This window comes from Enterococcus sp. AMC2644, from assembly GCF_058216475.1.
Genome location: NZ_CM177095.1, coordinates 217,746 through 242,460 on the forward strand (window position 1 = coordinate 217,746; position 24,715 = coordinate 242,460).

Below are 24,715 nucleotides of genomic sequence, written 5' to 3' on the forward strand. Positions count from 1 at the left end.
TAGTGAAGATACGTTTTAACATAAAACAAAAAACGCATACTCAACAATGAGTATGCGCCTTATTTAGTAGCTAATTCATAGTCATCGTTGAGCTTTAGCACTATAGGGCGTAGACAAATGATTATTTGTCAGCTACGTTATGAATAACCTTCAACGATTATTCCTGTTATACCAAACTAAGGGTCTCTCGAGCCTTTCGCGGCAGTAGCCTATGTCCATATAGGAGCCTCACCTAACAATTATTTTATTTTTTACGAAAACTTTCGTCACCATCCATACTACTCACTTGTTTTCATTCTGTCAACTAATTTAAGATTCAGAAAAATAACTCGCAATAGCTTCTAGAATATATTCACTAGCATTTCCATCTCCATAAGGATTCTTCGCTTGAGCCATTTGCTGATGACTTACAGCATTGTTCAGTAACTCTTTTGTTTCCCTATAAACTGTGTCTTCTTCTGTCCCAATCAATTTTAAAGTTCCTGCAGCTACACCTTCTGGACGTTCAGTTGTATCGCGCAATACTAAGACCGGAACACCTAAAGATGGTGCTTCTTCTTGAACGCCACCTGAATCCGTTAAAATCAAATGACTACGCGCAATTACATTATGAAAGTCCACTACATCTAGCGGTTCAATTAATTGTACATTGGATAAATCACCTAATAAATCTTGAGCAATTGCTCGCACTTTCGGATTTTTGTGCATCGGGAAAACTAGGCGAACGGTAGGAAACTCTTTAGCAATACGTCGTAAGGCAGAAAAAACATGCGCCATGGGTTCACCTAAATTTTCACGTCGGTGCATCGTTACAACAATTTGTTTTTGCTGATTCAAAACTAAATCGGCATTTTCATAGTCCTCTTTAACCGTATATTTCATTGCATCAATCGCGGTATTTCCTGTGACAAAAATCTGATTAGCAGGATGATTTTCCTTCAATAAGTTTTCTTTACTTTGCTCAGTTGGTGCAAAGTAAAGATCAGCTAACGCATCTGTCATTTGTCGATTAGCTTCTTCAGGAAATGGCGAATATTTATTCCAGGTTCGTAGACCGGCTTCCACATGACCAATTTTAATTTGTTGATAAAAAGCGGCAGTAGCTGCAGCAAATGTGGTTGTGGTATCACCATGAACCAAAACAATATCTGGTTGTTCTGCTTGTAGAATGGGTTGCATCTCTAAAAGAACTTTTGTTGTGATATCAGTTAGTGTTTGACCACTCGCCATAATATTCAAATCATAATCAGGTACAATCTCAAAAATATCCATCACTTGGTCTAACATTTCACGATGCTGTGCAGTAACAATAATTTTAGAATCAAACCGATCATCTTTTTCTAATGCTTTTACTAACGGTGCCATTTTTATTGCTTCAGGTCGTGTACCAAATATTGAAAAGACTTTAATTCCCATTTTCATTCACCTCAATTGTATTGTAACAAACCATTGTTCAGTAAGCTATGAAAAAAAGAAGTAAAATCAACTGTGATCTTACTTCTTGAAAAAGTTATTTTTAGATTGTATCGCCATTAAAGATAGAGTTTTTAACAATGACATAGTCCACTTTGCGAATTGCTTCTAAGTCTTTACCACCTGCATATGAAATCGAAGACTGTAAATCTTGTTGCATTTCAACTAACGTATCTTTTAATGAACCTTTGTGTGTAACCCAAATCTTCTTACCTTCAACGTTTTTCTTTTCACCTTTTTGAAATTCAGAGGCTGAACCAAAGTACTCTTTGTAGAATACACCATCTTCAACTTTTGTTTCTCCTGGTGATTCTTCATGCCCAGCAAATAATGAACCAATCATGACCATAGTTGCTCCAAAACGAACTGATTTGGCAATATCTCCATGCGTACGAATACCGCCATCTGCAATAATCGGCTTGCGTGCAGCTTTCGCACACCATCTTAGTGCTGCTAGTTGCCAACCACCTGTACCAAAACCAGTTTTGATTTTCGTAATACATACTTTACCAGGTCCAATGCCGACTTTCGTTGCATCTGCTCCAGCATTTTCTAATTCACGAACCGCTTCAGGTGTACCAACGTTTCCTGCGATAACAAATGTATCCGGTAAATGTTTTTTAATATGTTGAATCATACGAATGACTGCGTTTGAATGCCCATGAGCAATATCAATTGTAATGTAATCAGGAACTAAGTTTTGTTTTGCCAACGTTTCAACAAATGAATATTCATTCTCTTTAACACCGACACTAATAGAAGAAATTAAATCACGTGCTTTCATTTTTTTAATAAATGGAATACGTGCTTCTTCATCAAAGCGATGCATAATATAAAAATAGCCATTTTCTGCTAAAAATTCAGCAATTTTTTCATCGACAATTGTTTGCATATTTGCTGGAACTACTGGCATTTTAAATTCATATTTCCCTAATTTTACAGTTGTATCACATTCGGAACGACTATCTACAATACATTTGTTAGGAATCAACTGAACATCTTCGTAATCAAAAACCGTTAAATCAAACATTGAAAACATCCTCTCAAATCTTCACTTATTATCGAAGCATTAAATATTTTTATACGTATTTTATTTTTAATGCCCTCAATAATTTAGCTGATATCATTAAATAAAGCAACTATATTCCTTCGTTAAAAAAAAACAAACGAAAAATCGTTCGTGTTTTACGAACGATTTTTCATTTCATTTTATGGTAAAATATTTCCTGCTGCCATATAAACACTGTACCAATCTTCTCTTGTCATTGGAACTTCAGATGCTTGGGCAATCTCTTTAATACGCTGAACATTCATTGTTCCAGCAATCACTTGCATATTTGCCGGATGACGTAAAATCCATGCTGAGGCAATACCAGTTGGTGTAGTATTGTATTTCTCAGCCATTTCATCTAAGACCTTATTTAGTTCTGGGAATTTTTCGTGACCAATAAAAACTCCTTCAAAGAAGCCGTACTGATAAGGCGACCATGCTTGAATGGTCATATCATTTAAACGCGAATATTCAAGAATTCCTCCATCATGATCAAACGATCCTCCATCTGTCATATTAACATGGATACCTTGATCAATCATTCCAGTATGCATAATCCCAAATTGTAATTGATTAGCAACTAGCGGTTGTTTAACATATTTTTTCAACAATTCAATTTGCCCTGGTTTTTGATTACTTACACCAAAATATTTTACTTTCCCTTGTTGTTCAAGTTGATCAAAAGCTGCTGCCACTTCTTCTGGTTCTACTAATGTATCTGGACGATGTAACAATAAAGCATCTAAATAATCCATATTCAAACGTTTTAAAATACCATCAACTGAAGCAAGGATATGCTCTTTCGAAAAATCAAACATCTTTCCTGGAACAATTCCACATTTTGATTGAATGAATAAGTCGTCGCGTTTAATTTCTGTTTTTGCTAACGCCTCTGCAAAGATACTCTCACATTCTCCTTGACCATAGATATCAGCATGATCAAAAAATGTAATGCCATTATCAACCGCAGTTTCAATTACTTTTACTGGATTTTCAGCATTGTTAATACGCATACAACCAAGAATGACACTTGCAACATCAAGATTAGTTGTACCAAATTTAACAGTTTTCATAAGTTAAATCTCCTCCTTTTACATTTTCATTTTAGCATAGTTTAATGGAAACGTTATACTAAATTAATCAATAAAAAAAACCAGGCGTTATTTCCACACCTGGTTCCCACTTATAATGCTTTATTACCAATATCGCTACGATAAAATAAATGTGGTAAATCGACCTGATCTAATAATTGATAAACTTTTTGTTGTGCTTCTTGCAAAGTATCTGCTTGTGCTTCAACTAATAACACACGTCCACCAGCACTTACTAAACCATTATTTTCTGCTACGCCAGCATAATAAACTTGGCATTCTTCGCTAATAAAATCCGGAATTAATTGACCGGTCATGTAATCACCAGGATAACCTTCAGCAGCAACGACTACTCCTAAGGTCGCCTGGTTATTCCATTGAATTTCAGGTTCTTGACCTTTTAGAATGGCTGTAATAATTTCAGCTAAACTACTATCCAAACGAGGCAATACTACTTGTGTTTCAGGATCACCAAAACGCGCATTAAATTCTATCACTTTTGGACCAGAGTCGGTTGCAATTAATCCAGCATATAAAATACCAGTGAATGGCGTCCCTTGATCAACCATTCCTTTTGCAGCCGGCAACAACACTTTTTGAACAGCTTGCTCCACCATTGCTTCTGGAATTTGTGGTACTGGTGAGTAAGCACCCATTCCACCAGTGTTAGGACCACGATCGCCATCAAACGCTCGTTTATGATCTTGAGCAATGACCATTGGATAAACTTTTTCATCACGAACAAATGCTAATAATGAAAACTCTTCCCCTGCTAAAAATTCTTCAATGACTACTTTTGCTCCGCTTGCTCCAAACTTATTGTCTTCAAGCATGTCTTTCAAAGCAACGATTGCGTCATCAATCGTTGCTGCAACAACAACACCTTTACCAGCAGCTAATCCATCTGCTTTAATTACAATCGGTGCTCCCTGTTCTAAGACATACGCTTTCGCTGCCTCAAAATCAGAAAAACTTTGATAAGTTGCCGTAGGAATCTGATTTTTCATCATTAATTCTTTTGCAAATTCTTTTGATCCTTCAATCATTGCAGCAGCTTTTTTAGGTCCAAATATTTGTAAACCAGCTTGGTCAAAATCATCTACAATACCATTTAGCAAAGGAATTTCTGGACCAACAAATGTCCAATCAATTGCTTGGTCTTTCGCAAACTCAATCAATCCTTGATGATTATCTTCAGCAATATCCACAATTTGAATCCCATCTTTTTTCATTCCAGGATTACCTTTCGCACAGAAAACAGTCGTTACACTTCTATCCAAAAGTAATTTTTTAGCAATAGCATGTTCTCGACCGCCACTGCCAATTACGAGTATCTTCATGGGTTTTCTCCTTTAAAAGATTAATGTCTAAAATGACGAACATTTGTAAATAGCATTGTAATACCATATTTATCAGCCATATCAATTGATTCTTGATCTTTAATACTGCCACCAGGTTGAATGATTGCTTTGATCCCATGCTCTGCCGCATATTCCACACTATCACCCATAGGGAAAAACGCATCACTCGCTAAAACTGCACCAGCAATTTTTCCTGTCGCTTCAGCTTGGTCGATTGCAATTTTTACAGAACCAACACGATTCATTTGTCCGGCACCAATCCCAACTGTTTGTTTATCATTCGCTAATAAAATCGCATTTGATTTCACATGTTTCACAGCTTTCCAAGCAAACTCTAAGGCTTTTAGTTCTGTTTCAGTTGGTTGACGCTTAGTTACTACTTGCCAGTCTGTGCTATTTTCTTCAATTAAATCTTGATCTTGCACCAATAAACCACCTAAAACAGAAACTGTTTCAGCTTGCGTAGATGTTTGATCAGTAAAATCTAGTGTCATTAATCGAATATTTTTTTTCTTTGTTAATATAGCCAATGCTTCTTCTTTAAACGCAGGTGCAATAATAATTTCTAAGAAAATTTTACTCATTGCTTCAGCAGTCGCTTCATCTACTGAACGATTTAAGACTACAATTCCACCAAAAATAGAAACTGGATCTGCTTCATATGCTGCAGTATAAGCATCATAAATCGTATTTGCAGTTCCAATACCACATGGATTCATATGTTTTAAAGCTACTACTGTTGGTTCAGTATATTCACGAGCAATGCGGATTGCAGCATCAGCATCACGGATATTATTATAAGAAAGTTCTTTACCGTGTAACTGTTTTGCGGAGGCAATAGAATAAGGTTTTGGTAACGCATCAGCATAAAACGAGGCTTCTTGATGACTATTTTCACCATAGCGTAAAGATTGTTTCAAATCATAAGTCAAGGTTAATTTTTCAGGCTCATCTTCACCAACTAGTTCAGTTAAATAAGTAGCGATCAAGGCATCATAAGCAGCAGTATGTCGGAAAACTTTTGCTGCTAAGCGTTTTCTAGTAGCCAAAGATGTTTCTTCAGCAATATCTAATTCACTTAACACAACTTCATAATCAGCTGGATCAACTATAACTGTTACAGAAGCATGATTTTTAGCAGCCGAACGTAGCATACTTGGTCCACCAATATCAATATTTTCAATTGCATCTTCTTCAGTTACATCAGATTTTAAAATCGTTTCTTTAAATGGATACAAATTGACTACAACAAAATCAATAGGTACAATCTCATGATCCTTCATAGCATTCATATGTGTTGGCAAATCGCGACGTCCTAATAATCCGCCATGAATTTTGGGATGTAATGTTTTAACCCGCCCATCCATCATTTCAGGGAAACCAGTTACTTCATCAATTGAAATTGTTGAAATTCCAGCCTCATCCAATGCTTTTTTTGTGCCACCCGTCGAAATAATTTCGATATTTTTTGCTACGAGCGCTTTAGCAAACGCTTCAATCCCTGTTTTATCTGATACACTGATTAATGCTCTTTTTTTCATGTTTTAATTTACTCCTTTTTGTGTAATCTCCGCAATGACTTTGGGATACCAATGATGTTCTAATTGGTGAATTTTTTCTTCCAATGATTCTAGTGTTTCTCCATCAGCAATTTCAACTGCTGCTTGTGCAACAATCGGCCCGGTATCCACACCGGCATCCACAAAATGTATGGTAATTCCGGTAATTTTCACACCATAGTTGTAGGCATCTTTAATTCCATGTAAACCTGGAAAAGCTGGTAATAAAGAAGGATGGATATTTAAAATCTTATTAGGAAACGCTTCTAATAAGTCTTTTCCTATAATTCTCATATATCCTGCTAGCACAATAAAATCAACTTGATTAGCAAGCAACAAATCTCGTAGCGCTTCTTCATACTCTTTTTTTGATGCAAAATCTTTTGGTGTAAAACTAAAACGAGGAATTTGATATTTTTGAGCTCGCTCTAAAACATACGCATCTGTTTTATCTGAGAAAAGCAACGACAATTCTCCTTGAATCTCTTTCGTTTCAAATGCTTGCGCAATTGCTTCAAAGTTACTACCATTCCCAGAAGCTAAAACCGCAATCTTCATGCCTCTACCTCTTTAAAAACAATAGCTTCATCTGATTGTTCAATAACCTTACCAATGATATAATTTTCTTCATTTTGTTTTTGTAATAATGCTTGAACTTTGGCTACTTTCTCAGGAGCTACAGCGATAACCATCCCAATTCCCATATTAAAAATTTCATACATTTCTTTTGTTGGAATATCACCATAAGAAGACAATACGTCAAAAATCGGTAAAACTGGCCAACTATTTTCCTGAATTTCTACTGCTAATCCTTCTGGTAACATACGTGGTAGATTTTCAACAAAGCCACCCCCAGTTACATGGGCAATACCATGAACCAACTCTTCTTTGACTAATGGCAACACAGCTTGAACATAAATACGAGTTGGCGTTAACAACTCTTCGCCCAAAGATTTTGATAACTTCGGAAGTTGCACTTCATATGCTAATTGGTGTTGTTCAAAGAAAATTTTTCTAACAAGTGAAAAACCATTAGAATGAATACCTGAAGACGGTAAGCCGATTAAAATATCACCTGCTTGAATTTTTTCACCCGTTACTAATTGGCTTTTTTCAGCAATTCCGACTGCAAAGCCTGCTAAATCGTAATCATTTTCATCATACATGCCTGGCATTTCTGCCGTTTCTCCACCAATTAAAGCAGCCCCTGCTTGAACACAACCTTCTGCAACTCCGGCCACTACTTTTTCTAAGCGTTCAGGAACATTTTTGCCTGTTGCAATATAATCTAGAAAATACAAAGGTTCTGCTCCTTGAGCGACAATATCGTTGACACACATGGCCACACAGTCAATGCCTATTGTGTCGTGTGTATCTGTTTGAATAGCAATCATTAACTTCGTTCCAACTCCGTCTGTTCCTGAAACCAAGACAGGTTCTTTGACCGAAAGAGTACTCAAATCAAAACAACCACCAAAACCACCTAGACTACCTAATACACCTAAACGTTCAGTTTTCTTTACATGTTTTTTAATACGTTCAACTACTTCATAGCCTGCTTCTACATCCACACCGGCTTTTGAATATGCGTTTGTCACTTGCTTTCCTCCATTTAAAAAAATGATGTTTGCTCTTGTAATGATTCTTTATATTGCTCCTCATAATCATAGAGTGGTGTTGGATAATCGCCATTAAAATAGGCCATACACAATCCAGAATACGGTGCATCAAATCTTAAACCAATCGAATCGATTAACCCCTGTTCACTTAAAAAAGCCAAGGTATCAGATTGGACACATTCCCTAATTTCTTCAACCGAATGATTAGCAGCAATTAATTCCTTACGAGTTTGAATATCAATGCCATAAAAGCAAGGATATTTCAATGGTGGTGAAGCAATTCGTAAATGAACTTCTTTTGCTCCTGCTTCTTTTAATAGATTTACAATCCGACGACTAGTTGTACCGCGAACGATCGAATCATCGACTAAAATCACTCGCTTTCCTTCGACAACGCCACGAACTGCTGATAATTTCATTCGAACGCCTTGTTCACGTAACTCTTGTGTTGGTTGGATAAACGTTCGTGCTACATATTGATTTTTTACTAAGCCTAATTCATAAGGAATACCAGAATATTCTGCATAACCACTGGCAGCTGATAATGAAGAATTAGGTACACCAATCACCATATCTGCTTCAACCGGCGCCTCTTGTGCTAGACGTCGTCCCATCTCTTTTCTTGCCGTGTGTACATTTACACCAGCAATATTAGAATCTGGTCGGGCGAAATAGATGTATTCCATCGCACAAATTGCAGGTTGGGTTTCAGTCGTATATTGTTCAATAGTAATGCCATCTTCGTTAATGATAACCATTTCCCCAGGTTGGACGTCTCGAACAAACACTGCGCCACTCACTTCTAGAGCACATGTTTCTGAAGCAATCACATAGGCACCATTTTTCATTTGACCAATGGATAACGGACGAAAACCATTTGGATCAAGTGCTGCCACGATAGCATCCTCGGTAATTAATAAGTAGGCAAAACCGCCTTTTACTTGATTCAAGGCTTCTTTTAATTGTCCATTAAAAGTTGGTTGTTGACTTCTACGAATTAAATGCATCAAGATTTCAGTATCTGAATTTGAATGAAAAATTGCGCCATCTTTCTCTAATTCACGTCGTAATGTTTTCGCATTCGTTAAATTACCATTGTGCGCTAAAGCAATTTGGCTATCATAAAATTTGAATAAAAAAGGTTGAATATTGTCAACACTGCCGTTACCAGCTGTTGCATAGCGAACATGACCAATAGCTGCGTTTCCTTTTAGTTTTGTCAATTTATTTTCATCTGAAAAAACATCAGATAACAACCCTAAATCACGATGACCACGTAATCTTCCTTGATCATTGGAAACAATCCCGGCGCCTTCTTGTCCGCGGTGTTGTAAACTATGCAAACCAAAATACGCCACTCGGGAGGCATCTGGATGCCCCCATATGCCGAAAACGCCACATTCTTCATTTAAACTTTTTACTTCATAAGACATGGAATAGCTTCCTCCCATAATCGCTTCGCTACTTGTGTGTCTACAGTGATTTTGTCATTTTGAGTAGCAATGTTTAATTGACCATCAGCCGTTACTTTTCCGATGTAGTGTCCTAAGTCACCCATTAACTGCTCAAATATTGTTTTATTTTCCGGTTTAACACTCACGACAAAACGTGATTGTGTTTCTGAGAACAACCATTCTTTTGGCATATCTAGTGAAACATCAATTCCCAATTCATTTTTAAAAGCTGCTTCAGCTAAAGCAATCGCAAGCCCACCTTCTGCACTATCATGCGCACTAGCAATTAGCCCTGCTTGAATCGCTTCTAACACAAACGCTTGAACTGTTTTTTCAGTAGTCAAATCAAACGTCATTAATTTTCCTTCGATTTTTCCTACTTGTCGTTTTTGAATTTCGCTTCCATTAAAATCAGCTTTTGTTTCACCAATTACATAAATTAAATCATCCGCGTTTTTAAAATCTTGTGTGGTAATATGAGCAAGATTTTCAATCAAACCAACCATACCAATCATTGGTGTTGGATAGATTGCTTTCCCATTGGTTTCATTGTATAAAGAAACATTTCCAGAAATAACTGGCGTATCTAATATACGGCAAGCTTCAGAAATTCCATCCGCTGATGTCCATAATTCCCAAAAGCCTTCTGGTTTATCTGGTGAACCGTAGTTTAAACAATCCGTGATTGCTAATGGTTTACCCCCACTAGCGACAATATTACGTGCAGCTTCAGCCACAGCAATTTGCCCACCAATTTCTGGATTCAAATATAAATAACGACTATTACAATCTGTCGTCATCGCTAAGGCTTTTTCAGTTCCACGAATTCTTAAAACAGCAGCATCGCTACCTGGAGGAACGACTGTGTTTGTACGGACTTGCGAATCGTACGTTTCATAAATTGATTTTTTAGAAGCAATCGTTGGTTGTTGTAATAAATCTAACAATGTTTCAGAAGAGTTTTCAATTGTCGGCACAAAATCTTCCAACGCAGCAAACTCTTGGATACGTGCTGGTTCTTGGCGTTCTTTATGATAAGTTGGTGCATCTTCTGCCAAAGCATCAACTGGCAGATTAGCAACTTCTTCTCCATGATGGTAGAGGCGATATAGCCCATCATCTGTCACTTCACCAATTGATACCGCATCTAAATCGTATTTTGCAAACAGCTCAACCACTTCTGCCTCATGCCCTTGTTGAACACAAATCAGCATTCTTTCTTGTGATTCAGACAGCATCATCTCATAAGGACTCATGCCTGTTTCACGTTGAGGTACATCATCTAAATAAAGCTTCAAACCAGATCCTGCTTTTGATGCCATTTCAGAGCTAGAAGAAACTAAACCAGCTGCCCCCATATCTTGAATCCCCACTAAAATATCGCTATGTTCCAAAATCAACTCTAAACAGGCTTCTAGCAATAATTTTTCCATAAAAGGATCGCCTACTTGAACTGCCGAACGTTGCTGTTCTTCGCCTTCCACAAATTCTTCTGAAGCAAATGTTGCTCCATGTATCCCATCACGTCCAGTTTTCGCACCAACATACATAATGGCATTACCGACACCTTTTGCTTGGCCTTTTTGAATATCTTTGTGGTCAATTAAGCCAACACACATCGCATTCACTAATGGATTACCTTCATAGCAAGCATCAAATTGGACTTCACCCCCAACTGTGGGAATTCCAATACAATTTCCATAACCGCTAATCCCAGCAACCACTTCTTCTAATAAATATTTTGTCCGTTCATTATCCAATTCACCAAAGCGTAAAGAATCTAAAATAGCAATCGGACGAGCCCCCATACTAAAGATGTCGCGAATAATTCCACCGACACCTGTCGCTGCTCCTTCATAGGGTTCAACTGCAGAAGGATGATTATGACTTTCAGCTTTAAAAACTACTGCTTGACCATCGCCAATATCAACAATCCCGGCTCCTTCACCTGGACCTTGTAGCACCTGTGGACCACTCGTTGGAAATTTACGTAAGACCGGTTTTGAATTTTTATAAGAACAATGTTCGCTCCACATTACAGAAAACAATCCTGTTTCAGTATAGTTTGGCATCCGTCCTAAAATATCTTCTTCAATCATTCGATATTCTTCATCAGTTAAACCCCATTGGGAATAGATACGTTGTTCTTTAAGCTCTTTTGGAGTTGGTTCTACTTTTATCATTTATACAGACACCTTTCCGAAGTTTTTCAAGATAGAAGAAAAGAATTTTTTCCCGTCTTCTGAACCTAGCAATGATTCCATTGCACGTTCAGGATGTGGCATCATCCCTAATACATTTCCCTTTTCATTACAAATTCCGGCAATATTTTTTAGACTTCCATTAATATTTTCATCGTATTTAAAGACAATTTGATTATTTGCTTCCAAAGAGGCTAATGTTTCTTCATCACAATAATAATTCCCTTCACCATGAGCAACTGGAATACGAATAATCTCATCTTGTTCATACTCAGAAGTAAATTTCGTTTGATTATTGACTACTTTTAGTGAAGTTGTCTTACAAATGAAATGCAATGATTCGTTCCGACGAAGCGCCCCTGGAAGTAGTCCAGCTTCTGTTAATACTTGGAATCCATTACAAGTACCAAAAACGGGTTTCCCTTCGTCTGCAAAACGAATGACTTCTTGCATAATTGCAGAAAAACGAGCAATTGCGCCACAACGCAAGTAATCGCCATAAGAAAAACCACCTGGTAACAAAACGCCATCAAATCCTTCAAGTGAATCTGCATCGTGACGTACATATTCAGCTTCTGCTCCCATAATATCCTTGATTGCCCAAAGCATATCCATATCACAGTTTGAACCAGGAAAAACAACGACTGCAAATTTCATGTCTAGACTTCCTCCGTTGCTACAATTTCATAGCGATATGTTTCCATATTGACATTTGCTAATAATTTATCACAAATCTCTTCAATCGCATCTTCAACTGGGCGGTTAGATTTTGCTACTTTAATCTCAAAATATTTTCCAATGCGGATTTCGTCAATTTCATCATAACCTAAACGATGAACGGCACCTTTAACTGCTTCCCCTTGAGGATCTAAAACCGATTCTTTATATGTGACAAATACTTTTACGAAATACATAATTACACTCCTTTTTCTTCTAATCGTTGTAATACTTCTTCATATACTGGAATTAAGTCGCCTAAATCACGACGATAAACATCTTTATCTAAATGAGCATTTGTTTTAACATCCCATAAACGACATGTATCTGGTGAAATTTCATCAGCTAATAAAATCGAGCCATCTTCTGTACGACCAACCTCAATTTTGAAATCAATCAAACGAATGTCAATAGAAAGAAATAATTCTTGTAGTGCGCGATTGACTTTTAATGCAAGCTCTTTAATTGTCTGTACATCATCTTTCGTCGCAATATTTAAAAAGGCAACATGATCATCATTGATGAATGGATCATCTAAACGATCCTCTTTGTAATAAAATTCGGTGATTGGAAATGGTAAATCTGTTCCTTCAACTATGTCCAAACGTTTTGAAAAACTTCCAGCTGCCACATTTCTTACAACAACTTCTAAAGGAATCATATCAACTCGTTTCACCAATTGTTCGGATTTAGAAATTTTTCTAATAAAATGGCTAGGAATTCCTTTAGTCGTTAATTTTTCAAAAATTTGAGAAGTAATTTGATTGTTCATTTGACCTTTACCTTTAACAGCATCTTTTTTTGCACCATTTAATGCGGTAGCTTGATCTAAATATTCAACTAAAAATACTGATTTATCATCAATCTCATATAACTTTTTAGCTTTTCCTTCATAAGCTAATGCTTTTTTTTCCATGTTACACCTCGTTTTATTTTTTCCTGATACTTCATTTTGTGTACTGTCATTCTAACAATATCCATTTCCCACCGTCAACGATAACTTTACATTAATTATTTATATTTTGTAAATAGTTCGTGTTTTATCGTTTTAAGGTTTTTATATTGAGTACTTACGAAAATAAAGCGTTTACACAAAGCGGTTTAGGTGTTATTATAATGGCAGATGATAGTCTGGTTTCGAGGAGGACGATAACTATATGATAGAATTTTATGAAGAAGCTCAACATTTTGTATCATATTTAACACCAGCAGAAAGAAAAAAGATGTTTTACGAACTTTCAAAAGTTTTGCAGCAATACAATGAAATACAAGAACGAAAAATGTCATGGAATGGACGTATGATTTTTTTGTCAAAACCCTATCGTCGTTGCAAGCAACTTTTCCAATTCACTAATCATCACAATGAAGAAATTGTCATTCGCGAAGTGTATCAAACGCATCTTTTTCAACGTCAATATCATGTCGAAGTTTTTTTTAATTTTAAAGAGACCTCTATTGAATTTGTCCAGGCAATTTTTCTTGTTTTAAAACGAGAACTTTATACCATTAATTTTATAGCTCAAAGATAGATAAACGGCAAAAAACCCAATTCCCAAAAAGTTTGGAAATCGGGTTTATTTTTATGTTTTATTCTTCATCTAATCCAACACGTTCAAAAATGGTAGCTACATTTTTTAAGTGATGATTATAATCGAAAGCATCATCTAAATCTTCTTTTGTTAAAATTTGTGTTATTTTTTCATCAGCTTCCAACAATGGGCGGAATGCAGTTTGATCGTCCCAAGCTTGTGCAGTATGCGGTTGAACTAAGTCATAAGCTTGCTCACGTGTCATTCCATGATCAATCAATTTCAACATTACACGTTGACTATAAATCAAACCAAAGGTAGCCTCCATGTTACGTTTCATGTTTTCTGGGAAAACTGTCAAGTTTTTCACGATATTACCAAAACGATTTAGCATATAATTTAATAAAATTGTTGTATCTGGAATAATAATACGTTCTGCTGAAGAGTGAGAAATATCTCGTTCATGCCATAATGTTACGTTTTCATAGGCAGTAATCATATGTCCACGAACTACACGTGCTAAACCAGACATATTTTCAGAACCAATTGGATTACGTTTATGTGGCATTGCAGAGGATCCTTTTTGTCCTTTTGCAAAAAATTCTTCTACTTCACGTGTTTCTGATTTCTGTAAACCACGGATTTCTGTAGCAAATTTTTCAATACTTGTTGCAATCAAAGCCATTGCTGAAAAATATTCAGCGTGTAAATCTCTTGGTAATACTTGAGTAGAAATTTCTTGAGGACGAATACCTAACTTAGTACATACATATTCTTCGACAAATGGTGGAATATTCGCAAATGTTCCCACTGCACCACTTATTTTCCCTGCTTCAACACCTTTAGCAGCACGTTCAAAACGTTCAATATTACGTTTCATCTCTGAATACCATAAAGCTAATTTCAAACCAAACGTAGTCGGCTCTGCATGTACACCATGTGTGCGCCCCATGGTCACAGTATATTTATGCTCTTTGGCTTTTTCACCGATAATATCTGTTAGACGTTGCAAGTCTTGACGTAAAATATCATTGGCCTGTTTCATTAAAAAACCATAAGCTGTATCCACGACATCAGTTGAAGTTAAGCCATAATGTACCCATTTACTTTCATCACCTAATGTTTCTGAAACAGCACGTGTGAAAGCAACCACATCATGTCTCGTTTGTTCTTCAATTTCTAAGATACGTTGAATATCAAATGAGGCATTGGCACGAATTTTTTCAACATCTTCTTTTGGGATTTCGCCAAGTTCAGCCCAGGCTTCATCTGCTAAAATTTCCACTTCTAGCCATGCTTGATAGCGATTTTCATCTGTCCAAATTTTCCCCATTTCAGGTCGTGTATAACGTTCTAACATAGTTTTTCTCCTCTTAATCCCAAATTTTTGTTTTTTTGATTTCTTCTAAAGTTTGCTTCACATTGTCAGTAACAATGGTAATATGTCCCATTTTACGGCCTTTTTTTGCTTCAGATTTGCCATAGTAATGAAATTGCCAATTAGGTTTGCGTGCAATCAGCTGATAAGTTGCTGCTAAATGCTCACCTAAAATATTAACCATTACGGCATCACTTAATAAATGAACTTCCCCTAATGGCCAACCACAAATACCACGAATATGTGCATCGAATTGACTCATGCTACATGCTTCCATTGAATAATGACCAGAATTATGTGGGCGTGGCGCTAATTCATTCACATAAATACTGCCCGTTTTAGTTAAAAATAGCTCAATTCCTAATACTCCACGTAAATCTAAAGCTTTGGCAATTATTTTAGCAATTCGCTCCGCCTCTTTAGCTACATCATGAGGAATATTTGCAGGTGCAATAGTTTCATGCAAAATATTATTTCGATGAATATTTTCAACCACTGGAAACGTTGTATATTCACGTCCATTTCCTGCAACCATGATTGATAGTTCTTTATCAAAAGGAATCCACGCTTCTAATTCACACGTTCCTTCTCGTAATAAATTCATTGATGACGCAAGATCTGCACGACTCTTCAAGACATATTGTCCCTTACCATCATAGCCACCACGTGTTGTTTTCAAGACACACGGATAACCAATATGCTCAATTGCATCCTGAATATCTGTAGGACTAATAATTGTAGCATATGGCGCAATGACAATATTATTTGCTTCTAAAAAAGATTTTTCTAACAAGCGATCTTGGGTAATCGCTAATAAATCAGTTCCTTGCGGTACCTCGCAAAACGGTAAAATTGCATTTAATGCTTCCACACTAACATTTTCAAATTCATACGTCATGACATCACTTCGTTTTGCCATTTCTTCTAACGCTAAAATATCATCATAATCAGCGATGATATGCCAATCAGCAATTTGTGCTGTTGGACAATTTTCCATAGGGTCTAACACACCTACTCGAAAACCCATTTGTTTTGCACTCATGGTCATCATTCGACCTAATTGACCGCCACCAACGATTCCAATCGTTGCACCCGGCATCAAAGGTTTAACCAAGTTGATCACTACTTTCCATTACTGATTCTTCCATTTGTTTACGTTTTTGAGCAAGTTTTTCTGCTACCTTTAAATCATACATTGAAAGCATCTGCGCCGCAAGTATTCCTGCATTAATCGCACCAGCTTTTCCAATTGCTGTCGTTGCAACCGGTACACCACCCGGCATTTGTACAATCGATAATAATGAATCTAAACCGTTTAATGTTCGTGATTGTACTGGAACACCAATAACTGGCAAAGTAGTCTTTGCTGCAATCATTCCTGGTAAATGCGCTGCTCCTCCAGCACCAGCGATGATTACTTTCAGTCCATTCTCACGAGCCTTTTCAGCAAACGAGAACATAAAATCTGGGGTACGATGTGCAGAAACAACCTTCTTTTCATATGGCACACCTAATTCATCCAAACTATCACAGGCACCCTTCATTGTTTCCCAATCTGAGGTACTCCCCATAACAACAGCAACTAATGGTTTCATTTTCTAAACTCCTTCTAATTTATTCTTTTTTATTTTAGCAATCGAAAAAAACAAAGTCAAAACATTAACGAATATTTTCAAATAAAAACTTTCTATTGTTCGTTATATACCAAAGTATTTATTCACAAAAAATGCGATAGTTGATCAACTATCGCATTTTTTGTGTTTATTCTTTATTTTTCAGTCCATTTAATATTAAATTCAAAATAACAGCAGTTAAGCTGCTCATGACAATACCATTACTTGTAAATAATTGTAAGGTTTCTGGTAGACGCTCAAATAATTGGGGAATCATGTTAAAACCTAAACCAAAACCAATTGAGACAGCAACAATCAATAAATTTTTATCATTATTGTAGTCTACTTTGGATAACATGCGCATTCCTGCAACAGCTACCATGCCAAACATCACTAACATTCCTCCACCTAATACAGCTTCTGGAATAACTTGTGCTAATGCGCCAATTTTAGGAAACAGACCGAGAATAATTAAAAATATAGCTGCAAAATAAATCGGTAATTTTGTTTTAATCCCTGAAAGTTGAACTAAACCAACATTTTGTGAAAAACCCGTGTGAGGAAAGGTATTAAAAATTCCTCCTAATAAAATAGCTAAACCTTCTGTACGATACCCACGTTTTAAATCTGCACCAGTCACTTCTTGTTCAGTAATTTCACCTAATGCAAAATAAACGCCCGTAGATTCAACCATACAGACAATAATAATAATAATCATTAAAACAATCGACACAATATCAAATGTTGGCATCCCAAAATAAAATGGATGTGGAACTTGGAAAACCGGTGCTTGACTAATTGGTGAAAAATTTACATCTCCCATAAAATAGGCTAATAATGTTCCTCCAGCTAGTCCAATCAGCACGGCAATCGAACGAATAAAGCCTCGACCGAATGCTTGAATACCAATAATCAAAGCGATTGTTACAAACGCTTGAATGAGATAACGTGGTTCTCCAAAGCTGCTCATAGAAACATCACCGCCACCCATTTTGCCAATTGCTACAGGAATTAATGTTAACCCAATAACAGTAATAACCGTTCCGGTAACAATAGTAGGAAATAAAATTTTAATTTTAGAAAAAATTCCTGCCGTTAGCACTAAAAATAAACCTGCAACAATAATCGAACCAAATACCGCGCCAATTCCAGCTTGAGTTCCAATCATAATCGCTGGTCCTACTACTTGAATTGCACAACCTAAGATTACTGGCAAACCAATTCCAAAATACTTTGTTACAGTTAACTGTAACAAGGTTGCTAAACCACACATGAAAATGTCCATTGAAATTAAATAAGTCATCTGTTGAGCATTCATACCTAATCCTGTACCAATCAACAGTGGAACTGCAACTGCGCCAGCATACATTGCTAATAAATGTTGTAAACCAACTAAAGCCGCTTTTCCATTCTCTTCATTTGCTTGATTACGCATCTGCTTCACGGAAAGCGACCTCCCCATCAGCTAATGATGCAATACGTGCTAGCGACACAACACGAATTCCCATATCTTCTAATAATTGACGTCCATCTTGAAATGATTTTTCAATCACAATCCCGACACCTTCAACTTGTGCACCAGCTTGACGACATAATTCAATCAACCCTTTAGCCGCTTGTCCGTTTGCTAAAAAATCGTCAATAATTAACACTTTATCTTCATTACTTAAAAATTTACGTGAAATTGAAATTGTACTTGTCACTTGTTTTGTAAATGAATAAACAGAACTGGTTAATAGCTCTTCATCCATAGTTAAACTTTTGGCTTTACGAGCAAAAATCATTGGAACATTTAATTGTTTTGCTGCATACAATGCCGGAGCAATACCTGATGCTTCAATTGTCACAACTTTAGTAATCCCGCTTTCTGCAAATACTTCTGCAAAACGAATACCAATTTTTTCCATTAATTCAGGATCAACTTGGTGAGTGACAAAGCTGTCAACTTTTAATACGCCTTCTCCTAAAACATTCCCATCTTTTTGAATACGACTAACTAATTCTTCCATTTTTACAAACTCACTTTCCTTCACTTTAGTAAAATAAAAAGAGCACCTCTTTGCGAATACAGCAAAAAAGGTGCACAAACAAACACTTTTTTACCTATAGTCCGATATTCCGGTATCGGGTAGAGACTGTCGACCAATTACGACGATATATAAGTAAGAACTAATTATGAAAAACACAACCATCATTATGCCTATAATTTATATAAAATACAAGTAAACTCAATCATAAATTTGGATTTTCTCATTTTTTGTTCGTTTTTAATGTGATTTTTTAAATTCAGATCGTTCTATTTCACGATAAAGATCCATTTTTTTACTAAACAAATCCCCATTAGAAGGTGGCGTATACGTAATCGCATTCGCCCCGGCTTCAATTGTTTCACGAATGCTTTCTTCTGTCGGTCCTCCAGTTGCCATAATTGGTAATTCTGGGTAAATTTTTCGGAAATGACGAACAGTAGCGGCAGTTTCTTTTCCTGCGCTAATATTAATAATTTTAACTCCTGCTGCAATTTTTTCATCAATGGGCGTATACTTGCTAGTCACCGTACTAACTACTGGAATGTCTACAACACTACAAACTGCTTGAACGGTATCAATCGGGGTAGGCCCATTCAAAACCACGCCAATGGAACCTTGTGCTTCAGCGAAAAGACTCATATAAGAAGCGCGCGTTCCTTGTGTTAATCCACCACCAACTCCAGAAAAAACTGGAATATCGGCTGCTTCAATAATACTTTTAGTGATTGCTGGATGTGGTGTAAATGGGTAAACAGCAATGACTGCATTGGCATTTGTATTACGAATAATCGCAATATCTGTAGTAAAAATAATCGATTTGATTTTTTTCCCAAAGATAATAATCCCACTAGCTTCATCAATTATTTCTGGTACTTTTACAATATCTTTTCTTAATTCCGTGGTAATATTAGGAATAAATTTTTCGCTCATTGCTCAACAGCTCCTTTTAATCATATTGATTAAGTTGATAGGTTTCAATTACTTCTTTAATTTTAGCAGCATAGCCTGGATCAGTTGCATAGCCTGCTTCTTGTAAAGCATCTGCCGCAACTTCATAATTTGGAGCAGTTAAAACTTGTTCATATTTTTCAGGACTCCAATCCACACCGTTTACAAAAAGCATGGTATGGTCGTCCATCGATTCTTCCCACGAATTATAAACACGAAAATCGCCTTTAATTGTAATCCATTGTTCATTAACAAACTCTTGTGTATCTAAAGTTATTTTCTTTTGATTCCCATAAGCTTTTATTCCAAACAAATTATTGTATTCTTTAGATAATTGACTATTTCCCCAATTTGACTCTAGAATTGCTTGCCCAATCACAATACTTGGCAAAACACCATAACCTTCTTGTAGCTCTTTAGCATGGGGGAGCAAACGTGAAATAAATTCTTCTTTGGTCATATCTGTATTTTCTTGATATGCATAGATATTTTGCGAAAATTTCGGACTTGTTAAACTTTTTAACGAAAAAACAAATGCTACACCAATCATAACAAAACCAATTAAAATGGCTGGCAAGCGCAGCGTTTTTTTCTTTCTTCTATTCATATACACCCTACTTTTCTTTTAATAAGTCAATGTACTCTTCTAATGTCAGGTGATGTTCTTCGATATATTTTGCATGTTCTATGCCTACATAACGAAAATGCCATGGCTCATACGTAATTTTAGTAATCTTTTCTTTTCCTTCAGGATAACGAACAATAAAGCCATATTCTCTAGCATGCGTTGCCAACCATTTTGCTCCGGGTTCATCACCATAAGCAGGTTCTAATAAGACACGTGGATAATTTTGTTGCCAGTTGGTATCTACCACATCGATAGCTAATCCAGTGTGATGTTCACTATTTCCTGGTTCAGTTGACGTTTTTTTCGTCTCAGTAATGGCTTCTTTTTCACTGAGTCCTTGCGACATATATTGATAAACTGCATCATTAAATACTTGCTCTTGATAGGATACAGAACGGTAAGAAGACACTAGAGCTATTGGATATCCTGCTTGTTCTGCAGCTTGAACCAACTTTTGATAAGGCTCCAAAACACGACGATCCAATTGCATCACACTTCCAGGTATTTCTACGAGATTATCTTGTGGGATGTCTTTTTCAAGTGGATGCTCTGGACCCACTAGAATCAAGTTCCAATCATCTGTTGAACCTTCAGGAAGCGTGTCTTTCTTTTCTTCTTGCGTCTCCTGTTTTTTCTGTATCGGCTCTTTTTCAGAGGCTATAACAGAAGAATCCGGGTTTTCAATAACAACTTTCCTTGTAACAAAACGATTAATTCCATATATGGCAACAATGCCAATGATAATTAAACTAATCGTTTTTAATGTTTTTTTCAACAACCTTTCCCCTCTCACTTACTTGTTATATGTTTCTTCTAAGTTTTCATTAACCCAGTCTAATAAAGCAACTTGTTCATTTTCTAACTGTTGTTGAATATATGCTGGCAAGCGGAAAGTGAGAATATCATCAAAGCCCCATTCATCATAGGCGATCCCTACACGTAAGTTTAAGTACTGACTTGAACTATTTTCCTCTTTTGACTGAATCATTTCAACCGTCGCAAGACCGATATTTAACCACTTACGAGCAATCGCTGTTTTCATTTTTCGATACTCACTCACAGCAACCCCACGCTTTTCTGGATAAATAATTGTCTGACGCAAAATCTTTTGTAATAGCATCCATTCATAATCACTGAACAGATTTTTTACTTTTTGATTCTCTTCAGGAGCTAAAGAATCCATTCCTTTTTTCCAATTCTCCCATTTTTCAGAAGAAATTCCTAAGTTATTTTCATAAAATAACGCTTCGATACCATATTGTTCGTAAACCGCACTTAAAATCAATTCAATATATACATCATGCATAGACAATCCCTCCACTTTCTATTCTACTCAAATTTTAAGATAAAAGAAACTTTTTGGCTACTACCTTTTCTCAATTTTAAACTAATTCTGTTATACTAAAGGTATTACTAGTAAAAGGAGAAGATATAATGACAAATTATCGTTGGGGAATTATCGGATTAGGAGATATTGCACATCAATTTGCAACGGATTTCAAAAGTGATACTAGTGAAATTTACGGTGTCGCAGCGAGAAGATTGCCTAAAGTTCAAGAATTTGCAGAAAAATTTTCGATTCCAAATGTTTATGAAACAGTTGATGCTTTATTAGCTGATGAAGCGATTGATTTTGTTTATATTGCAGTACCAAATAATGTGCATCACCACTACATCATGGCAGCATTACATGCAAATAAACATGTTTTATGTGAAAAAGCAATTACGATGAACAGTGACGAACTAGCAGAAGAAATCGCACTTGCTAAGAAAAATAAGCTTGTATTACAAGAAGCAATGACCATCTTTAACATGCCACTTTACCTTGAATTAAAAAAAATCGCAGACAGTGGCAAATTAGGTAAATTAAAATTAATCCAAGCACCGTTTGGCAGTTATAAAGAGCCAAACCCAACCAACCGCTTTTTCAATCCAGATTTGGCAGGTGGTGCTTTATTAGATATTGGAACTTATGCCGTATCTTTTGCACGCTTCTTCCTATCCGAATCACCTGATGTGTTATTTAGTAATGTGCTACCGTTTGAAACGGGCGTTGATGAGCAGTCGATTACTGTCCTGCGTAACAAAAAAGATGAAATGGCTACAGTCAGCCTAGCTTTCCAAGCAAAAATGCCCAAACAAGGGATTGTAGCTTATGAGCACGCTTATATTACAGTTGATGAATACCCACGTGCAGATAAAGCGGTAATTAATTACCGTGATGGACACACAGAAGTTATCGAGGTAGGTAATACTACCGAAGCATTAAACTATGAAATCCAAACTTTAATCGATACGGTTGAAGGAGCTGAAAATCGTACGCTACCTCTTACAGCAGATGTTATTCGTATCTTAGATGACATGCGTCGTTTTTGGTAAAAATCAAGACAGTCGCTTCTTTTAGGCGACTGTCTCTTCGTTTAATTTAGTACTAGATTTTGAAAATTCGGCTTTAATTTCAATAAAACTTTTAAAAGACTGAAGAAATTGAAACAAACGCGCTCGGTTTTCAAATTCTTCCCGATTTTGAGGTAATGCTTTTGAGCGATAGACTTGATACACTAAATCAATTCGTTTCAAGATTTCCATTCCATCATTATCTTCATCAAAAGTCGCAGCCGTAAAGTTTAAAAGTATCCTTAAATCTTCTACTAATATTTCTTCCACTTGAATACCATCAAGCAATTGAACCATATCCGATAATATCCTAACTTGTGTTCGACGCATTGAGAAATATTCCTCATAATAAGCATCTTCTACTTGCCACTGGTTTTCCTGATACATTTGCGCTTGTTGCTGACCTTCACGAATAAAAATCAGTAACTTATCACATGAATTTTTCAACTTATCTTGAGATGCATGATTTAACATCGCTGCCATTCCTGACAAAATATGGCGGAAACTCTCTTCTATTTCTTCCTGATTTTCTTTTAGTTGTTTCTCAATATTAGGCATATACAAGTTAAATACTAAAGCAAAGCCTACCCCAATGCTCATTAAAAGCAACTCATTAATTAATAGAGGTAATGAATATGATTGCTCCAACATATAGTGTGTGACCAGAACTGAATTAACAACAATGCCATCTGTTAGATGAAACGTAGCAGATACGGGAATAAAAAATAATAAATAAATACCAAATGCAATCGCATTATAGCCAATTACTTGAAAACATATAAAAGATATGACTGTGGCAATCGCTAAAGAAGCTAGTCGCCCCAATCCAGTGTATAATGAAGCCTTTTTAGTATTCCCTACACTTAATATAGCAATAATTCCTGCGGCTGGCGCATATAGTAAGTTTAATACATCAGCTAAAAGCATTGATAAAATAGCGGCTACTGCCGTTTTAATGGTACGTAATCCAATTCTCATATAAGTTCCTCCCTACATAAGAAATTATACTAAACCTTTTGTATTTTCTCTATAGATTCGTTATTATTAAATTAAAGGGGGCTATTGTTGTGCATATTGGCCGTTTTAGACTTGGCATGAGAACTTTCAAATCATCTTTGTCTGTGTTAATTTGTATTTTAATTTTCGAATTTTTTAATCGAGGTGAGCCATGGATTGCAGCATTAGCAGCTGTTTTTTCACTACGCCAAGATTTAACCACTACTTTTAATTTTGGTAAATCACGTATTCTCGGCAACACAATTGGTGGTATTGGAGGCATTGCATATTTATTACTACAGCAAAAATTCAATGAGAATTTCATTGTTGAAATTATTGCATTGCCTGTTCTAGTGGCATTCGTAATTGTGGTATCAGATGGCATAAACAACAATGCAGGTATTATCTCCGCTATTGCAACAATTCTGTTAATTACTTTGAGTGTAGATCCTGGAGATTCTGTAGGCGTAGCTATAGACCGTATTTTCGATACATTTATAGGTACTTCTGTTGCAATTGGTATTAATTTTATTTTGCGACCACCTAAAACCGAGAATGAAGAAGAGATTAAAGAGGATCTTGTCGTATTAAAAAATAAAGAAGCAGAACTTCAAAAACAATTACAAGAAATTCAAGAAAAAATTGAAAATCAAAAAAAATAAGAGACTGG

Annotated in this window: 25 protein-coding genes and 2 riboswitches; of the genes, 3 read left to right on the forward strand and 22 right to left on the reverse strand. The window is 36.2% G+C overall.

The window, feature by feature from the left end:
• Positions 1-73 precede the first annotated feature (73 nt).
• Positions 74-247, reverse strand: a riboswitch (M-box (ykoK) riboswitch).
• 62 nt (positions 248-309) lie between these two features.
• The 12 genes from wecB to purC form a co-directional block, all read right to left on the reverse strand.
• Complete coding sequence (gene wecB / locus AC4BC5_RS01105) at positions 310-1,416, reverse strand: non-hydrolyzing UDP-N-acetylglucosamine 2-epimerase (RefSeq protein ID WP_490496346.1); 1,107 nt, start codon at positions 1,414-1,416, stop codon at positions 310-312.
• Between the two features lie 100 nt (positions 1,417-1,516).
• Entirely contained in the window at positions 1,517-2,503 is a 987-nt protein-coding gene (gene guaC, locus AC4BC5_RS01110; RefSeq protein WP_490496347.1) for a GMP reductase, read from the reverse strand.
• A gap of 179 nt (positions 2,504-2,682) precedes the next feature.
• Positions 2,683-3,597 (reverse strand): aldo/keto reductase, encoded by a 915-nt coding sequence (locus AC4BC5_RS01115; RefSeq protein WP_490496348.1) that lies wholly within the window; start codon positions 3,595-3,597, stop codon positions 2,683-2,685.
• Positions 3,598-3,707: 110 nt separating this feature from the next.
• Complete coding sequence (gene purD, locus AC4BC5_RS01120) at positions 3,708-4,955, reverse strand: phosphoribosylamine--glycine ligase (RefSeq protein ID WP_490496349.1); 1,248 nt, start codon at positions 4,953-4,955, stop codon at positions 3,708-3,710.
• 20 nt (positions 4,956-4,975) lie between these two features.
• On the reverse strand, positions 4,976-6,517 hold the full coding sequence (gene purH / locus AC4BC5_RS01125; RefSeq protein ID WP_490496350.1) for a bifunctional phosphoribosylaminoimidazolecarboxamide formyltransferase/IMP cyclohydrolase: 1,542 nt from the start codon (positions 6,515-6,517) through the stop codon (positions 4,976-4,978).
• A gap of 3 nt (positions 6,518-6,520) precedes the next feature.
• Complete coding sequence (purN, locus tag AC4BC5_RS01130) at positions 6,521-7,093, reverse strand: phosphoribosylglycinamide formyltransferase (RefSeq protein WP_490496351.1); 573 nt, start codon at positions 7,091-7,093, stop codon at positions 6,521-6,523.
• Positions 7,090-8,133 carry a phosphoribosylformylglycinamidine cyclo-ligase gene (purM, locus tag AC4BC5_RS01135; RefSeq protein WP_490496352.1) on the reverse strand — a complete coding sequence of 348 codons (1,044 nt, stop codon included), beginning with the start codon at positions 8,131-8,133 and terminating at the stop codon, positions 7,090-7,092. Before purM ends, purN begins: the two co-directional genes overlap by 4 nt.
• 14 nt (positions 8,134-8,147) lie before the next feature.
• On the reverse strand, positions 8,148-9,587 hold the full coding sequence (gene purF / locus AC4BC5_RS01140; protein WP_490496353.1) for an amidophosphoribosyltransferase: 1,440 nt from the start codon (positions 9,585-9,587) through the stop codon (positions 8,148-8,150).
• The gene (gene purL / locus AC4BC5_RS01145) at positions 9,572-11,791 is read right to left on the reverse strand and encodes a phosphoribosylformylglycinamidine synthase subunit PurL (protein WP_490496354.1); all 2,220 of its coding nucleotides are present in this window, start codon (positions 11,789-11,791) and stop codon (positions 9,572-9,574) included. The genes purF and purL overlap by 16 nt, the downstream gene beginning before the upstream one ends.
• A complete protein-coding gene (gene purQ, locus AC4BC5_RS01150; RefSeq protein WP_490496355.1) occupies positions 11,792-12,466 on the reverse strand; it encodes a phosphoribosylformylglycinamidine synthase subunit PurQ in 675 nt (224 codons plus the stop codon).
• Positions 12,467-12,468: 2 nt separating this feature from the next.
• The gene (gene purS / locus AC4BC5_RS01155) at positions 12,469-12,723 is read right to left on the reverse strand and encodes a phosphoribosylformylglycinamidine synthase subunit PurS (protein WP_490496356.1); all 255 of its coding nucleotides are present in this window, start codon (positions 12,721-12,723) and stop codon (positions 12,469-12,471) included.
• Positions 12,724-12,725: 2 nt separating this feature from the next.
• Entirely contained in the window at positions 12,726-13,442 is a 717-nt protein-coding gene (gene purC / locus AC4BC5_RS01160; protein WP_490496357.1) for a phosphoribosylaminoimidazolesuccinocarboxamide synthase, read from the reverse strand.
• A 241-nt stretch (positions 13,443-13,683) separates the two neighbouring features.
• On the opposite strand from purC, the gene AC4BC5_RS01165 reads away from it, so the two are divergent.
• Complete coding sequence (locus AC4BC5_RS01165; protein WP_490496358.1) at positions 13,684-14,055, forward strand: hypothetical protein; 372 nt, start codon at positions 13,684-13,686, stop codon at positions 14,053-14,055.
• A gap of 58 nt (positions 14,056-14,113) precedes the next feature.
• Here AC4BC5_RS01165 and purB read toward each other — a convergent pair whose 3' ends face one another.
• The 9 genes from purB to AC4BC5_RS01210 all read right to left on the reverse strand — a co-directional run bounded on the left by purB (position 14,114) and on the right by AC4BC5_RS01210 (position 21,958).
• A complete protein-coding gene (purB, locus tag AC4BC5_RS01170) occupies positions 14,114-15,415 on the reverse strand; it encodes an adenylosuccinate lyase (protein ID WP_490496359.1) in 1,302 nt (433 codons plus the stop codon).
• 13 nt (positions 15,416-15,428) lie between these two features.
• Complete coding sequence (purK, locus tag AC4BC5_RS01175) at positions 15,429-16,547, reverse strand: 5-(carboxyamino)imidazole ribonucleotide synthase (RefSeq protein ID WP_490496360.1); 1,119 nt, start codon at positions 16,545-16,547, stop codon at positions 15,429-15,431.
• Entirely contained in the window at positions 16,540-17,028 is a 489-nt protein-coding gene (gene purE / locus AC4BC5_RS01180; RefSeq protein WP_490496361.1) for a 5-(carboxyamino)imidazole ribonucleotide mutase, read from the reverse strand. The genes purK and purE overlap by 8 nt, the downstream gene beginning before the upstream one ends.
• A 166-nt stretch (positions 17,029-17,194) precedes the next feature.
• Positions 17,195-18,481 carry a nucleobase:cation symporter-2 family protein gene (locus AC4BC5_RS01185; RefSeq protein WP_490497481.1) on the reverse strand — a complete coding sequence of 429 codons (1,287 nt, stop codon included), beginning with the start codon at positions 18,479-18,481 and terminating at the stop codon, positions 17,195-17,197.
• Positions 18,474-19,055, reverse strand: a complete 582-nt coding sequence (locus tag AC4BC5_RS01190; RefSeq protein ID WP_490496362.1) for a xanthine phosphoribosyltransferase — start codon at positions 19,053-19,055, stop codon at positions 18,474-18,476. Before AC4BC5_RS01190 ends, AC4BC5_RS01185 begins: the two co-directional genes overlap by 8 nt.
• Before the next feature lie 77 nt (positions 19,056-19,132).
• Positions 19,133-19,228: riboswitch (purine riboswitch) on the reverse strand.
• A gap of 85 nt (positions 19,229-19,313) precedes the next feature.
• Entirely contained in the window at positions 19,314-20,006 is a 693-nt protein-coding gene (locus tag AC4BC5_RS01195) for a hydrolase (RefSeq protein ID WP_490496363.1), read from the reverse strand.
• Positions 20,007-20,022: 16 nt separating this feature from the next.
• A complete protein-coding gene (locus AC4BC5_RS01200; protein ID WP_490496364.1) occupies positions 20,023-20,631 on the reverse strand; it encodes a glycoside hydrolase family 73 protein in 609 nt (202 codons plus the stop codon).
• A 7-nt stretch (positions 20,632-20,638) separates the two neighbouring features.
• On the reverse strand, positions 20,639-21,427 hold the full coding sequence (locus AC4BC5_RS01205) for a M15 family metallopeptidase (protein WP_490496365.1): 789 nt from the start codon (positions 21,425-21,427) through the stop codon (positions 20,639-20,641).
• Positions 21,428-21,445: 18 nt separating this feature from the next.
• Positions 21,446-21,958 (reverse strand): hypothetical protein, encoded by a 513-nt coding sequence (locus AC4BC5_RS01210; protein ID WP_490496366.1) that lies wholly within the window; start codon positions 21,956-21,958, stop codon positions 21,446-21,448.
• A 128-nt stretch (positions 21,959-22,086) separates the two neighbouring features.
• Between AC4BC5_RS01210 and AC4BC5_RS01215 the strand changes: the two genes are divergently transcribed.
• On the forward strand, positions 22,087-23,031 hold the full coding sequence (locus AC4BC5_RS01215; RefSeq protein ID WP_490496367.1) for a Gfo/Idh/MocA family protein: 945 nt from the start codon (positions 22,087-22,089) through the stop codon (positions 23,029-23,031).
• A 21-nt stretch (positions 23,032-23,052) separates the two neighbouring features.
• On the opposite strand, the gene AC4BC5_RS01220 is transcribed toward AC4BC5_RS01215, so the two are convergent.
• A complete protein-coding gene (locus AC4BC5_RS01220; protein WP_490496368.1) occupies positions 23,053-24,027 on the reverse strand; it encodes an aromatic acid exporter family protein in 975 nt (324 codons plus the stop codon).
• 89 nt (positions 24,028-24,116) lie between these two features.
• Here AC4BC5_RS01220 and AC4BC5_RS01225 point away from each other — a divergent pair, with 89 nt between their 5' ends.
• The gene (locus AC4BC5_RS01225) at positions 24,117-24,707 is read left to right on the forward strand and encodes an FUSC family protein (RefSeq protein ID WP_490496369.1); all 591 of its coding nucleotides are present in this window, start codon (positions 24,117-24,119) and stop codon (positions 24,705-24,707) included.
• Positions 24,708-24,715: the final 8 nt, after the last annotated feature.

Excerpts from the sequence above, each read along its gene's own strand:
- AC4BC5_RS01190 (WP_490496362.1), bottom strand. The coding sequence starts at position 19,055 with ATGGAAGAATTAGTTAGTCGTATTCAAAAAGATGGGAATGTTTTAGGA.
- purL (WP_490496354.1), bottom strand. The coding sequence starts at position 11,791 with ATGATAAAAGTAGAACCAACTCCAAAAGAGCTTAAAGAACAACGTATC.
- purH (WP_490496350.1), bottom strand. The coding sequence starts at position 6,517 with ATGAAAAAAAGAGCATTAATCAGTGTATCAGATAAAACAGGGATTGAA.
- purQ (WP_490496355.1), bottom strand. The coding sequence starts at position 12,466 with ATGAAATTTGCAGTCGTTGTTTTTCCTGGTTCAAACTGTGATATGGAT.
- purC (WP_490496357.1), bottom strand. The coding sequence starts at position 13,442 with ATGGAAAAAAAAGCATTAGCTTATGAAGGAAAAGCTAAAAAGTTATAT.
- AC4BC5_RS01215 (WP_490496367.1), top strand. The coding sequence starts at position 22,087 with ATGACAAATTATCGTTGGGGAATTATCGGATTAGGAGATATTGCACAT.
- purS (WP_490496356.1), bottom strand. The coding sequence starts at position 12,723 with ATGTATTTCGTAAAAGTATTTGTCACATATAAAGAATCGGTTTTAGAT.
- purN (WP_490496351.1), bottom strand. The coding sequence starts at position 7,093 with ATGAAGATTGCGGTTTTAGCTTCTGGGAATGGTAGTAACTTTGAAGCA.
- purB (WP_490496359.1), bottom strand. The coding sequence starts at position 15,415 with ATGTTAGAACGTTATACACGACCTGAAATGGGGAAAATTTGGACAGAT.
- AC4BC5_RS01195 (WP_490496363.1), bottom strand. The coding sequence starts at position 20,006 with ATGAGCGAAAAATTTATTCCTAATATTACCACGGAATTAAGAAAAGAT.
- AC4BC5_RS01115 (WP_490496348.1), bottom strand. The coding sequence starts at position 3,597 with ATGAAAACTGTTAAATTTGGTACAACTAATCTTGATGTTGCAAGTGTC.
- AC4BC5_RS01200 (WP_490496364.1), bottom strand. The coding sequence starts at position 20,631 with ATGAATAGAAGAAAGAAAAAAACGCTGCGCTTGCCAGCCATTTTAATT.
- purE (WP_490496361.1), bottom strand. The coding sequence starts at position 17,028 with ATGAAACCATTAGTTGCTGTTGTTATGGGGAGTACCTCAGATTGGGAA.
- guaC (WP_490496347.1), bottom strand. The coding sequence starts at position 2,503 with ATGTTTGATTTAACGGTTTTTGATTACGAAGATGTTCAGTTGATTCCT.
- AC4BC5_RS01185 (WP_490497481.1), bottom strand. The coding sequence starts at position 18,481 with ATGCGTAATCAAGCAAATGAAGAGAATGGAAAAGCGGCTTTAGTTGGT.
- AC4BC5_RS01210 (WP_490496366.1), bottom strand. The coding sequence starts at position 21,958 with ATGCATGATGTATATATTGAATTGATTTTAAGTGCGGTTTACGAACAA.
- purF (WP_490496353.1), bottom strand. The coding sequence starts at position 9,587 with ATGTCTTATGAAGTAAAAAGTTTAAATGAAGAATGTGGCGTTTTCGGC.
- AC4BC5_RS01220 (WP_490496368.1), bottom strand. The coding sequence starts at position 24,027 with ATGAGAATTGGATTACGTACCATTAAAACGGCAGTAGCCGCTATTTTA.
- purD (WP_490496349.1), bottom strand. The coding sequence starts at position 4,955 with ATGAAGATACTCGTAATTGGCAGTGGCGGTCGAGAACATGCTATTGCT.
- wecB (WP_490496346.1), bottom strand. The coding sequence starts at position 1,416 with ATGGGAATTAAAGTCTTTTCAATATTTGGTACACGACCTGAAGCAATA.
- AC4BC5_RS01165 (WP_490496358.1), top strand. The coding sequence starts at position 13,684 with ATGATAGAATTTTATGAAGAAGCTCAACATTTTGTATCATATTTAACA.